Origin of the sequence: Pseudomonas sp. TH15 (assembly GCF_016651105.1) — a bacterium.
GTDB lineage: Bacteria > Pseudomonadota > Gammaproteobacteria > Pseudomonadales > Pseudomonadaceae > Aquipseudomonas.
Map to the genome: position 1 here is coordinate 1,432,474 of NZ_JAEKEL010000001.1, position 13,533 is coordinate 1,446,006.

Annotated in this window: 9 protein-coding genes; 3 read left to right on the forward strand and 6 right to left on the reverse strand. The window is 58.8% G+C overall.

Going from position 1 to position 13,533, the window contains the following annotated elements:
• Positions 1-468 precede the first annotated feature (468 nt).
• From ntrC to glnA, 5 genes are all read right to left on the reverse strand, one after another.
• Entirely contained in the window at positions 469-1,905 is a 1,437-nt protein-coding gene (ntrC, locus tag JFT87_RS06570; protein ID WP_059406417.1) for a nitrogen regulation protein NR(I), read from the reverse strand.
• Positions 1,902-2,987, reverse strand: a complete 1,086-nt coding sequence (glnL, locus tag JFT87_RS06575) for a nitrogen regulation protein NR(II) (RefSeq protein ID WP_201199850.1) — start codon at positions 2,985-2,987, stop codon at positions 1,902-1,904. The genes ntrC and glnL overlap by 4 nt, the downstream gene beginning before the upstream one ends.
• A 495-nt stretch (positions 2,988-3,482) precedes the next feature.
• Positions 3,483-4,103 carry a DUF4124 domain-containing protein gene (locus JFT87_RS06580; protein WP_201199852.1) on the reverse strand — a complete coding sequence of 207 codons (621 nt, stop codon included), beginning with the start codon at positions 4,101-4,103 and terminating at the stop codon, positions 3,483-3,485.
• Entirely contained in the window at positions 4,100-4,609 is a 510-nt protein-coding gene (locus tag JFT87_RS06585) for a DUF4124 domain-containing protein (RefSeq protein WP_201199854.1), read from the reverse strand. The genes JFT87_RS06580 and JFT87_RS06585 overlap by 4 nt, the downstream gene beginning before the upstream one ends.
• Positions 4,610-4,908: 299 nt before the next feature.
• Entirely contained in the window at positions 4,909-6,315 is a 1,407-nt protein-coding gene (gene glnA, locus JFT87_RS06590; RefSeq protein ID WP_123402596.1) for a glutamate--ammonia ligase, read from the reverse strand.
• Positions 6,316-6,645: 330 nt separating this feature from the next.
• On the opposite strand from glnA, the gene thiI reads away from it, so the two are divergent.
• Positions 6,646-8,100 (forward strand): tRNA uracil 4-sulfurtransferase ThiI, encoded by a 1,455-nt coding sequence (thiI, locus tag JFT87_RS06595; RefSeq protein ID WP_201199855.1) that lies wholly within the window; start codon positions 6,646-6,648, stop codon positions 8,098-8,100.
• 139 nt (positions 8,101-8,239) lie between these two features.
• Positions 8,240-10,060, forward strand: a complete 1,821-nt coding sequence (gene typA / locus JFT87_RS06600) for a translational GTPase TypA (RefSeq protein ID WP_177088724.1) — start codon at positions 8,240-8,242, stop codon at positions 10,058-10,060.
• Positions 10,061-10,251: 191 nt separating this feature from the next.
• On the opposite strand, the gene JFT87_RS06605 is transcribed toward typA, so the two are convergent.
• Positions 10,252-10,692 (reverse strand): YkgJ family cysteine cluster protein, encoded by a 441-nt coding sequence (locus JFT87_RS06605; RefSeq protein WP_149416955.1) that lies wholly within the window; start codon positions 10,690-10,692, stop codon positions 10,252-10,254.
• A gap of 258 nt (positions 10,693-10,950) precedes the next feature.
• Between JFT87_RS06605 and JFT87_RS06610 the strand changes: the two genes are divergently transcribed.
• Positions 10,951-13,401, forward strand: coding sequence for a glycogen/starch/alpha-glucan phosphorylase (locus JFT87_RS06610; protein ID WP_201199857.1), 2,451 nt, complete (start codon positions 10,951-10,953; stop codon positions 13,399-13,401).
• The last annotated feature ends 132 nt before the right edge of the window (positions 13,402-13,533 follow it).

A 13,533-nucleotide genomic window follows, 5' to 3' on the forward strand; every position in this document is an offset into this window, starting at 1 on the left:
GCCCGGTGTAAAGAGGGGAATCCCCGGCCTGCCTGTACCAAGGTCCCCGAAACTGGGTAGTGAACTGAATCACTGAATGGACTATTGCAGGGGGCGTGCCAGGTTTTAATCTGATGAAACAAAAAAACCGCTCAGAAACGCGGAAGCCCCGGAATTCGGGGCTTTCGTGCATTTGGAAGGTTTGTTTTTCAGTGATTTCGCAAGTGAATGTGGTGATCCGACTGTGCTCAATCACGGGTCATCGTGCATTGATGCGGTGCACAGTGGCCCTCACCCTAACCCTTTCCCAAAGGGAGAGGGGACTGACCGAGTTGCTGGTTCAAGCTACGCCGACCTGAAATATTGAGCCGAGCTCTAGTTTCGAAGACACCCGAGATCGGCTCCCTTTCCCCTCTCCCCTGTGGGGGAGAGGGCTGGGGTGAGGGGGATGGATCCTGAGCACACAACAACCCTCAAGCTAACAAACCGCTAACCCTCATCCCCCTCATCATCATCCCCGCCATCAACCTTCATCCCCAATTCCTTGATCTTGCGCGTCAGGGTATTACGCCCCCAACCCAGCAAAACCGCAGCATCACGGCGGCGGCCGGCGGTGTGTTTGAGGGCGGTTTCGATCATGATCCGCTCGAAGGCCGGCACAGCACTGTCGAGCAGGCTGGACTGACCGCGAGCCAACGCCTGGTCGGCCCACTGACGCAGCGCCTGCTCCCAGTTGGTCACCGGTGCCGAATCCTGCGGCAGGTTCAGCAGTTCTGGCGGCAGGTCACTGATGTGCACTTCGCGACCCGAAGCCATCACCGTAATCCAGCGGCAGGTGTTCTCCAGCTGACGCACGTTGCCGCCCCACGGCAGGTTCTTCAGGTATTCCTCGGTCTCGCTTTTCAGCAGCTTCGGCTCCACCGCCAGTTCTTGCGCGGCGCGGCTGAGGAAGTGCTTGGCCAGGGTCGGGATGTCTTCGCGACGGTCCGACAGCCGTGGGATATGAATGCGGATCACGTTGAGACGGTGGAACAAGTCCTCACGGAATTTCCCGGCGTGCACCAGGGTTTCCAGATTCTGGTGGGTCGCAGCGATGATCCGCACATCGACCTTCACCGGCGTATGACCGCCGACGCGGTAGAACTCGCCGTCCGCCAACACCCGCAGCAAACGGGTCTGGGTGTCCGCCGGCATGTCGCCGATTTCATCGAGGAACAACGTGCCGCCGTCAGCCTGTTCGAAACGCCCGCGCCGCAGATTGGCCGCGCCGGTGAACGCGCCTTTCTCATGGCCGAACAGTTCGGATTCCATCAGATCTTTAGGAATCGCCGCCATGTTCAACGCAATGAACGGCGACGCCGCCCGGGGGCTGTGACGGTGTAGGGCGTGGGCCACCAGTTCTTTACCGGTACCGGATTCGCCGTTGATCAACACGGTGATGTTGGAGTGGCTCAAGCGCCCGATGGCGCGAAACACTTCCTGCATCGCCGGCGCTTCACCGATGATTTCCGGGGTGCGGGTCAGGGCGACCGGGACTTCCAGGCCTTGCTGTTCCTGAGCGTGCTGATTGGCGCGCTTGACCAGGGACACCGCTTCATCGACATCGAACGGCTTGGGCAGGTATTCGAACGCGCCACCCTGATAGGAGGCGACAGCGCTGTCCAGGTCGGAGTGGGCGGTCATGATGATGACCGGCAGCCGTGGGTGTTGTTCGCGAATCCGCGCCAGAAGGTCCAGGCCGCTGGCACCCGGCATGCGGATGTCGGAGATGATCACGTCTGGCTGCTGGCGCGCCAGGCGGCTCATCACGCCATCGGCGCTGTCGAAGCTTTGCGTGGTCATGCCTTCTTGCTGCAAGGCTTTTTCCAGGACCCAACGGATAGAACGGTCGTCATCGACGATCCACACGGTTTCACTACGGCTCATGTCGATGTGGCTCCTTGTTCCAGTGGCAGAAAGATCGAGAAAGTGGTGTGGCCTGGGTGGCTGTCACACTCGATCAAGCCCTGGTGCTGGCTGATGATGTTCTGGGTGATGGCCAGGCCCAGCCCGGTACCGTCCGGGCGGCCGCTGACCATGGGAAAGAAGATGGTTTCCTGCAAATCCGCAGGAATGCCCGGGCCGTTGTCGATGATCTCGATCTTGGTCACCAGGCGATGGCGCACATGGCCGATGGTGAACTGGCGCATGGTGCGGGTGCGCAGGCTGATGCGGCCCAGGCGCAGCTCGTTCTGGCTGCTGATGGCCTGCATGGCGTTGCGCACGATGTTCAGAACGGCCTGAATCATTTGTTCGCGGTCGATCAATACGTCGGGAATGCTCGGGTCGTAGTCACGCACCAAGGTGATGCAGCCCTGGCTTTCGGCTTCCACCAACTGACTGACGCGTTCCAGCACTTCGTGGACGTTGCACATGGCCAGCGACGGCAGTTTGTTCGAGCCGAGCATCCGGTCCACCAGGTTTCGCAGGCGGTCGGCTTCTTCGATGATGACGTTGGTGTAATCGCGCAGGCTTTCTTCCGGCAGCTGGCGGGCGAGCAATTGCGCGGCGCCGCGAATCCCGCCCAGCGGGTTTTTTATTTCGTGAGCGAGGCCGCGTACCAGCATCTTGCTGGTTTCCTGCTTGGACAGCTGCGCCTCCTCCTTGGTGATCCGCAGCAAGCGGTCACGCGGGTGGACTTCCAGCAGCAGCATCGTGTCGCCGTTACTCAGGATCGGCGTCACCGCGTAGTCGACGGTCAGGGTTTGGCCGGTGAGCGCGGTGAGCATCGCTTCGCGCTTGGTAAACGGGTGCGCCTGCTCGACGGCTTGGCGCAAGGAGTTCAACGCCTCGGTGGATTCGGTGAACAACTCACTGATGAACTGCCCATGGCTACGCTGGCCGCTGATGGCCAGCAGCATCTCCGCCGCCGGGTTCATGTACTCAAGGCGCAGTTCAGCGTCGAGCAGGATGGTCGCGGTGGTCAGGTTGTCGAGTAGCAGTCGATGCAGTGCGTCGCTAATGGTCATAGTAGGGCGTGCTCACCGTAAATGGCGAATCGCGTTGGCGCTGTGATCGCGCCAGGCAAGGCGTAGGACGCAGAGAATGGCGTTCCCTTTTCAAGTCCTACAACGCAGCATGGCGCGATCACAGCACCAACCCGTAGGGCAAAGCCCCACGAGACGCAATTCTTCGTTACTTGTCGTTCATTTGAAGCAACCAAACTTCTCTCCTCGTGCCTAGCCTTGCGTCTCGTGGGGCTTTGCGCGATCGCCATTTACGGTGAGCACGCCCTACTCCCTCTTTTGGAGCAGGGCGCGCGCAAGAACTAAGCGCTGATGCGGGGAAAATGCAAAAACCAAACCAAAGCTCCGAAAAGAAGCGTTTAAGGCCTGAAACGGGCGTTTAACGCTCGATCGCGTGGCGTTCTGCCAGCTTTCGCGGGTACTTTCGAACCAAAATGGGTTTGCAAGTGGGAACGGTGCAACCGTTTGCACCAATATAGTGCGCAAAGCTGAACGAGGTTAGAAGAACTTCAGGAAGGGGTTTTTCTCTTCGGGAGGTTTGTCTTTGAGCGGACATTCCGGCCGTTGGCCGTAGTCGGTGAGGGTGCAGGGCTTGACCTGGCGCTTCTGCGCCAGAGAGGTGCGGAGCATGTTGAACGGCTGATTGGCTGTGCGCTCAACGGTGCGACCCTGTTCGTCGAGGATTTCCACCGACAGGTTATGACTGCCGCGGTCGATATTGCTCAAAGCGAACACCGGGCTGAGGCCTGGCTCTGCTGTGGGCTGGCCGTCGAGTAACAAACGGTAGCGGTGGCCGCGTTGCAGTCCGGGTTCGCTGGTAACGCTGACGATCAATTCGCCGGCGTTGCTACGGATCGTCGCGTCCGGTTCCGGCACCAGCACGCGGAGCATGTCGTAGTGGAACAGCGGCTTTTCTTCGGGTTTGGTCGCAGCAACCAGCGGCGCGGCACCGGTCGGATTGGCGGACATGCGATTGCTGGTGGCCAGCGGCACCCGCTTGGCGTTGCCGGGGCGTGGCTGGTCGGTAAAGACCCGATTGCCCTGGGCGTCGACGTAAGTATAAACATCCGCCGTCGCCGGCAGGGCGAGCAGGCAGGCGACCAGCAGCCAGCACCTCAAGGTTTATGCACCCGTTGCACGGTGAAGGTCACGCTTGGACTTTGCTGCACGAGGTTTTCGCCACTGATCACCTGTACCGCGAGGCTGTGTTCGCCACGATCTATGTTCACCAGTTGCAGGATTGGCACGTTGCTCGGTTGACCGTAAGGCTGGTTGTCCAGCAACAGCCTGAACAGATGCGGGCCTTGCAGGCGTGGCTTGATCAGCACGCTGACGGTGAAGGTGCCGTTGTTGGCGCGCAGGGCTTCCTCGGTGGGCAGGCCGGTGAGTTCAAGCACCTCGTAGGCGCTGCGGGATTGTTCACGGCTGGTGGCTTCGGCAGGAGGAGCGGTAGGCGCCGAGGGTGCGACGCTGTTGAGCGGCGGCAACTCAACCGGCTGCGCTTTGACGCCATCGGGCGGCTGATTGCTGTATGCAGTGTTGCCGGCGGCGTCGGTGTACTTATAGATCTGCGCTGCGGCGGGCAGGGCGATCAACAGCAACATCAGTAGAAAACCACGACCCATAAGATTGACCGCAAGCGAAGGTGTTGGATTGCAGCATAGGTCACGGGTGGCGGTTGTCCCTAGTGGTTAACATTTGGGCATGATTTACCAAAATCCTCCAAGCGCCACAAACCCCCTGTGGGAGCGGGCTTGCTCGCGAAGGCGGCGTGTCATATAGCAATGATGTTGACTGACACACCGCTTTCGCGAGCAAGCCCGCTCCCACATAGGGTCGTCGTCAGTCGTTAAATCGTGGGCACAAAAAAGGCCTCCCGAAGGAGGCCTCTTTTTGTCACGCCGCTTGCGCAGGCGCTACCGGATCAGCAGCTGTAGTACAGCTCATATTCCAGTGGGTGTACGAAGGTGCGGACCTTGATTTCTTCTTCGCTTTTCAGAGCGATGTAAGCGTCGATGAAGTCATCGGAGAACACGCCGCCTTTGGTCAGGAACGCGCGACCTTTGTCCAGCTCTTCCAGGGCTTCTTTCAGGCTGCCGCAAACTTGTGGGATCTCTTTCGCCTCTTCAGGCGGCAGGTCGTACAGGTTTTTGTCAGCTGCGTCGCCAGGGTGGATCTTGTTCTGGATGCCGTCCAGGCCAGCCATCAACAGTGCAGCGAAGCCCAGGTACGGGTTAGCTGCTGGATCCGGGAAGCGAGCTTCGATACGGCGAGCGCGAGGGCTGGACACGTAAGGAATACGGATCGAAGCGGAACGGTTGCGAGCCGAGTAGGCCAGCATTACCGGAGCTTCGAAACCTGGGACCAGACGCTTGTAGGAGTTGGTCGACGGGTTGGTGAAGCCGTTCAGGGCCTTACCGTGCTTGATGATGCCGCCGATGAAGTACAGGGCGGTATCGGACAGGCCGGCATAGCCTTCGCCAGCGAAGGTGTTCTTGCCATCTTTAGCGATGGACAGGTGAACGTGCATACCCGAACCGTTGTCGCCGTACAGAGGCTTAGGCATGAAGGTCGCGGTGCGGCCGTATGCATCAGCAACGTTGTGTACGCAGTACTTCAGGGTTTGAACTTCGTCAGCCTTGGCAACCAGGGTGTTGAACTTCACGCCGATTTCGTTCTGGCCGGCAGTCGCCACTTCGTGGTGGTGAACTTCGATGGTCAGGCCCATCTCTTCCATGGCGTTGCACATGGAGGTACGGATTTCGTGGTCGTGGTCGAATGGCGGAACCGGGAAGTAACCACCCTTGACGCCTGGACGGTGGCCGCGGTTGCCGCCTTCCACGTCCTGGTCGGACATCCACGAACCTTGTTCGGAGTAGATTTTGAACATCGAACCGGAGATGTCGGACTTGAACTTCACTTGGTCGAAGATGAAGAACTCTGGCTCCGGACCTACGAATACGGTGTCGCCGATACCAGTCGACTTCAGGTATTCCTCGGCACGCTTGGCGATCGCACGTGGGTCACGGTCGTAGCCTTGCATGGTCGAAGGCTCGATCACGTCGCAAACCAGGATCAGGGTTGGCTCTTCGGTGAACGGGTCGAGAACGGCAGTGCTGTCGTCCGGCATCAGAATCATGTCGGAGGCTTCGATGCCTTTCCAGCCAGCAATGGAGGAACCGTCGAACATTTTGCCTTCTTCGAAGAAAGCATCATCCAGCGCGTCGCGAGCCGGCATGGTCACGTGGTGCTGAGTGCCTTTGGTGTCCGTGAAGCGCAGATCAATCCACTTGACGTCATGATCTTTGATGAGTTGAACCGACTTCGACATAGTGTCCTCCGGGTGGCTTCGGGCTTAGTAGTGGATGCCCTTAGAATGTGGGTGATGCCGGCGCGAATACTCTGCCATGGCAACCTGCCTCACAAGGGAGCAAATTGCATGCCAGTGCCCCACCATGGGTTTTTTGCCCCAATATCACGCTTATAGAGGCTTATTGCGCCGCAAAGCTGAAATTACCGCCCTGTAATGTAGCGTCTAATTCCATAAATGACCTGTTTTGGTGCGTTCGAAACCTTCTGCATATTAACTGGTTAAACCTTGAGCAATTTCCGCTATAATCCGCGCCCCCCTTTTTCGGCTGGCCCAGCGCGCGCTGTTTTCATGAAACTAATCGTAAAAGTCTTTCCCGAGATCACCATCAAGAGCCGCCCGGTACGGATGCGTTTCATCCGCCAGTTGGCCAAGAACATCCGTGCTGTGCTCCGCGATCTGGACCCGGCTGTGGTGGTGAACGGCGTGTGGGACAACCTCGAGCTGGAAACCCGCGTCAGCGAGCCCAAAGCCCTGAAGGAGATGACCGAGCGCCTGAGCTGCATGCCGGGCATCGCGCATTTCCTGCAGGTCGACGAATACCCGTTGGGTGACTTCGACGACATCGTTGCCAAGTGCAAGCAGCACTATGGCGATGCGTTGGCCGGGAAGATCTTTTCGGTGCGCTGCAAGCGCGGCGGGCACCACACGTTCTCGTCCATGGACGTGGAAAAATACGTCGGCAGCCAACTGCGTCGTCAGTGCGGTGCCGCCGGGATTTCCCTGAAAGAGCCGGAAATCGAAGTTCGCATCGAAATTCGCGACCAACGGTTGTACGTGATCCACAGCCAGCACAACAGTATCGGCGGTTATCCGCTGGGAGCGCTGGAGCAGACGCTCGTGCTGATGTCCGGCGGCTTTGACTCGACAGTCGCCGCCTACCAGATCATGCGCCGTGGCCTGATGAGCCATTTCTGCTTCTTTAATCTGGGCGGACGAGCCCATGAACTGGGCGTTATGGAAGTCGCGCACTTCATCTGGAAGAAGTACGGCAGCTCCCAACGCGTGTTATTTGTCAGTGTGCCGTTCGAGGAAGTACTGGGAGAAATTCTCGGGAAAGTCGATAACAGTCATATGGGCGTAGTTTTGAAGCGTATGATGTTGCGCGCTGCATCGAAGATTGCCGACCGGCTGGACATCGATGCGCTGGTGACCGGTGAAGCGATCTCCCAGGTTTCGAGCCAGACGCTGCCGAACCTGTCGTTGATCGACTGCGTGACCGAGAAGCTGGTCTTGCGCCCGCTGATCGCCAGTCACAAGCAGGACATCATCGACCTGGCCACCGAAATCGGCACTGCCGACTTCGCCAAGCACATGCCGGAATACTGCGGGGTCATCTCGGTGAACCCAAAGACCCACGCCAAGCGCAACCGCGTGGAGTACGAAGAACAACAGTTCGACATGGCAGTCCTTGAGCGTGCGCTCGAGAACGCCAAACTGGTACCGATCGATCGCGTGATCGACGAATTGGGCCAGGACTTGCAGATCGAAGAAGTCAGCGAAGCTCTGGCGGGCCAGATCATCATCGACATCCGTCACCCGGATGCCGCTGAAGACGAGCCGCTGGAACTGGCTGGCATTGAGGTACAGACGATGCCGTTTTATGCATTGAACGCTCGTTTCAAGGAACTGGACCCTACTCGCCAGTACCTGCTGTATTGCGACAAAGGCGTGATGAGTCGCCTGCATGCCCACCATTTGCTCAGTGAGGGGCATGCCAATGTGCGCGTTTATCGACCGAGCTAAGTGCCCGGGGCTGTTTGCCTGTGGCCTGCGTCACCGGCCCCCCGACGCCGCCGTCAAGCTGTAACGGCTTTGCCGGACTCTACTGTTAATCGCTGCCAAGACTTGTCAGCACACCGAATCCTCTGATCGAGATACACAAGTGATCGAAAATCTACGCAACATCGCCATCATTGCTCACGTTGACCATGGTAAAACCACCCTGGTAGACAAACTCTTGCGTCAATCCGGCACCCTGGAGCGCAACGAGCTCAACGACGAGCGCGTGATGGACTCCAACGACCAGGAGAAAGAGCGCGGTATTACCATTCTGGCGAAAAACACCGCCATCAACTGGAACGGCTACCACATCAACATCGTGGACACCCCGGGCCACGCCGACTTCGGCGGCGAAGTTGAACGCGTAATGTCGATGGTTGACTCCGTTCTGCTGCTGGTTGACGCTCAAGACGGCCCTATGCCGCAAACCCGTTTCGTGACCAAGAAGGCTTTCGAAGCCGGCCTGCGTCCAATCGTGGTTATCAACAAGGTTGACCGTCCAGGCGCACGTCCGGACTGGGTTCTGGACCAGATCTTCGACCTGTTCGACAACCTCGGTGCTACCGAAGAACAGCTGGACTTCAAAGTTGTCTACGCCTCGGCCCTGAACGGCATTGCCGGTCTGGAACACACCGACATGGCTGAAGACATGACCCCGCTGTACCAGTCGATCGTCGACAACGTACCAGCACCGAAAGTTGACCGTGACGGTCCGTTCCAGATGCAAATCTCGGCACTGGACTACAACAGCTTCCTGGGCATTATCGGCGTTGGCCGTATCGCTCGTGGTCGCGTCAAGCCGAACACCCCGGTTGTGGCTATCGATGCTGATGGCAAACGCCGTAACGGCCGTATCCTGAAGCTGATGGGTCACCACGGTCTGCACCGCATCGACGTTGAAGAAGCAGCTGCCGGCGACATCGTCTGCATCAGCGGCTTCGACCAGCTGTTCATCTCCGACACCCTGTGCGACCCACAGAACGTTGAAGCGATGAAGCCGCTGACCGTTGACGAACCAACCGTTTCGATGACCTTCCAGGTTAACGACTCGCCGTTCTGCGGCCGTGAAGGCAAGTTCGTCACCAGCCGTAACATCAAAGAGCGTCTGGACAAAGAACTGCTCTACAACGTTGCCCTGCGCGTTGAAGAAGGCGACACCGCCGACAAGTTCAAAGTCTCCGGCCGTGGTGAGCTGCACCTCTCGGTACTGATCGAAACCATGCGTCGCGAAGGCTTCGAAATGGGTGTTGGTCGTCCGGAAGTGATCATCCGTATGGTTGACGGCGTCAAGCACGAACCGTACGAAAACGTGACCATCGACCTGCCAGAAGAATCGCAAGGTTCGATCATGGAACAGATCGGTATCCGTAAAGGCGATCTGACCAACATGGTTCCGGATGGCAAGGGCCGTGTGCGCCTTGAGTACAACATCCCGGCTCGTGGCTTGATCGGTTTCCGTAACGAGTTCCTGACCCTGACCTCCGGTGCAGGCATCCTGACCTCGATCTTCGACCGTTACGACGTGATGAAGTCCGGCGACATGTCCGGCCGTCAGAACGGCGTGCTGGTTTCGGTTGCTACCGGTAAGGCTCTGACTTACTCGCTGGAAACCCTGCAGGCTCGCGGCAAACTGTTCCTGGGTCACGGCGAAGACGTGTACGAAGGTCAAATCGTCGGCATCAACAGCCGCGACAACGACCTGGGCGTCAACCCAACCAAAGGCAAGAAGCTCGACAACATGCGTGCCTCGGGTAAAGACGAAACCATCGCTCTGGTTCCGCCTATCCGTTTCACCCTGGAACAAGCTCTGGAATTCGTTCAAGAAGACGAATTGTGCGAAGTCACTCCTAAGTCCATCCGTCTTCGTAAGAAGATCCTGGGCGAAAGCGAGCGTACCCGCGCTGCCAAGAAAAGCGGCAACTGAGTTTCGACTTAGTTAAGGCTTAAAAAAACGCCCCCGACCGCAAGGTCGGGGGCGTTTTTGTTTGTCTGGGGTTTGTGCGGTGTTTCACCTGGCCCCTTCGCGGGCAAGCCTCGCTCCTACAGGTTTAGCGTTTCCCTTGTAGGAGCGAGGCTTGCCCGCGAAAGCAATCGGTCAGACGGCGAGATTCCGGATCAGAACTTCTCGAGCGTACGACGGCTACTGCTGGTCTCACGCGCCACTTCTTTAGGCTTGTAAGCGCAATACCCCGGCCGCGGGCCGATTTTCGGGTGGTTGCGGCAAGTATCCGGGCGCTTTTCATAAATAGTGCACAGACGGCTCTTACGATCCAGGTACAGGCAATCGTTGTTGCTCATGCGCTGGAGGGTGAAGATCTCGGACTTCTGGTTGTAACGCTCGACGATCCCTTCCTTCTGCAAACGCTTGGCGATGTTCTTCGCCGGTTCGCCGCGCTCGAACTCGTCGACGATGCCGATACGGATCAGATCCTTGATCTTGACCTCAACCGGCAAGGTGCAGCAGCTGGACACGCAGGAGCCGCACATCGGGGCAGAGTACTTGGCCCAGGTATCGAGGCGGTCGATCTCCGCGGCGGCGATCAGGTTGGACTTCATCATCGGTTGTTACCAGCGTGCATCAGGGCGCGCGATCATACCGGGACTGGTGGATTTTTGAACAACCTTTCGCCAGATTTTTTGCGATATCGCCAAATAACCCGTGTGTTCCGGCACGGCCCCTGCATTGATTCAGCCACATGCCAACGTAATGCCGAGCTATCTCGCACTATCAGGAAAAACTGCCGAACCAGAGCCCATACCGCCTGTCAGACCGTCTAGGCTCAGACAATTCCAAGCTCGCTCGAGGTCCTATCGATGACTCAAGAACCACTTGTTCGCGAAGCAGAGGTGGCCGCATTCCGCGACGCCGTCTTGACCAAACTCACCTACGCGGTGGGCAAAGACCCGGATCACGCCTTCGACCACGACTGGTTCGAAGCCATTGCCTTGGCCGCGCGCGATCACATGGTCGAGCACTGGATGGACCATACGCGGCAGATCTACCGCAAAGGTCAGAAGCGGGTTTACTACCTCTCCCTTGAATTCCTGATTGGCCGCTTGCTCTACGACAGCTTGAGCAACCTCGGCCTGCTGGACGTTGCCCGCGAGGCGCTGACCGAACTCGGCGTCGATCTGGAACGCATCCGCCTGCTGGAGCCCGATGCGGCGCTCGGCAACGGCGGCCTCGGTCGCCTGGCCGCGTGCTTCATGGAAAGCATGTCGACCCTCGGCATCGCCGGCCATGGTTATGGCATTCGTTATGAACATGGGTTGTTCCGCCAGGCCATCGTTGATGGCTGGCAGCAGGAGCAGACCGAACACTGGCTGGATTTCGGTAACCCGTGGGAGTTCGAGCGGCCGGAAGTCGTCTACCCGATCGGCTTCGGCGGCAGTGTCGAAACCGTGACCGACGAGGCCGGCAAGTCTCGCCAGGTCTGGACCCCGGCAGAAACCGTGCGGGCCATTGCTTACGACACCCCGGTGGTCGGCTGGCGCGGTGCGAGCGTCAACACCCTGCGCCTGTGGCGTGCCCGCGCCATGGAAGATTTGCATCTGGAGCGCTTCAACGCCGGCGACCACTTGGGCGCTGTGGCCGAAGTGGCCCGGGCCGAAAGTATTTCCCGCGTGCTGTACCCGGCGGACAGCACCGAAGCCGGCCAGGAACTGCGCCTGCGTCAGGAATACTTCTTCGTCGCCGCGTCCCTGCAGGATTTGCTGCGCCGCCATCGCAACATGCACACCTCGGTGCTGACCCTGGGCGACCACGCGGCGATCCAGCTCAACGACACTCACCCCTCAATTGCCGTGGCCGAACTGATGCGCCAACTGGTCGACGTCTACGATGTTGCGTGGGATGCCGCGTGGCAGGTGACGGTCGACACACTTTCGTACACCAACCACACCTTGCTGCCAGAAGCGCTGGAAACCTGGCCGGTCGGTTTGATGGAACGCATGCTGCCGCGGCACATGCAGATCATTTACCTGATCAACGCCCAGCACATCGATTCGCTGCGGGCCAAAGGCATCCACGACTTTGACGTGTTGCGCGCGGTGTCACTGATTGAAGAAGACAACGGCCGCCGCGTGCGTATGGGCAACCTGGCGTTCCTCGGTTCCCACAGCGTCAACGGCGTATCCGGGCTGCACACGCAGCTGATGCGCAAGACTGTGTTTTCCGAACTGCACAAGCTCTACCCGGATCGGATCAACAACAAGACCAACGGCATCACCTTCCGCCGCTGGCTCTACCAGGCCAACCCCGAGCTGACGGCGATGATGGTCGACGCCCTGGGTCCCGATCTATTGGATAACGCCGAGCAGCGGCTGATCGAACTGGAACCGTTCGCCGAGAAGACTGCATTTCGCAAGGCCTTCGCAGATCAGCGGCTGCACAGCAAGAAAGCCCTGGCGTACCTGATTCACGAACGGTTGGGCATCGCGGTCAACCCGGCGGCGATGTTCGACGTGCAGGTCAAGCGGATCCACGAATACAAACGGCAGTTGCTCAACCTGCTGCACACCGTCGCGCTGTACCAGGCGATTCGTGCCGAGCCGGAAATCGACTGGGTGCCGCGCGTGAAGATCTTCGCCGGCAAGGCGGCGGCCAGTTATCACCAGGCCAAGCTGATCATCAAACTGACCAACGACATCGCCCGGGTGGTGAACAACGACCCGACGGTGCGTGGTTTGCTCAAGGTGGTGTTCCTGCCCAACTACAACGTCAGCCTGGCGGAGAGCATCATTCCGGCGGCGGATTTGTCGGAGCAGATTTCCACAGCCGGCTTCGAGGCCTCGGGCACCAGCAACATGAAATTCGGCCTCAACGGCGCGCTGACCATCGGCACCCTCGACGGCGCCAACGTGGAGATGTGCGAACGGATCGGCGCCGAGCACATGTTCATCTTCGGCCTTAGCGCTCAGCAGGTGGAAGCGCGCAAGCAAAATCATGAGTTCAATGCGACGCCGGATATTGCGGCGTCCCATCGACTTAATGACGTGCTACAAGCGATTCGTGGCGGGGTGTTCTCGCCGGATGATCCGTCCCGTTATGCAGGTTTGATCGATTCGCTGATCGACTATGACCGCTTCCTGGTTTGCGCCGATTTTGACTCCTACTGGGACGCCCAGATGCGCGTCGAGGCGCACTGGCATGATTCTCAAGCCTGGTGGCGTTCGGCGGTGTTGAACACGGCGCGCATGGGCTGGTTCTCGTCGGACCGGACGATTCGTGAGTACGCGACGGAAATCTGGAAGGCGTTGGAGTAACTTTTAGCAATAATTGCGAGCAAGGCCCAACGCCTGTTGGGCCGGATCGATATACTAAGCGTCAGTTTTGCCGGATGTTTCAGTGGCGTCTGCGAGAACGCCTTCGCGGGCAAGTCGAAGACGTCAGCACAA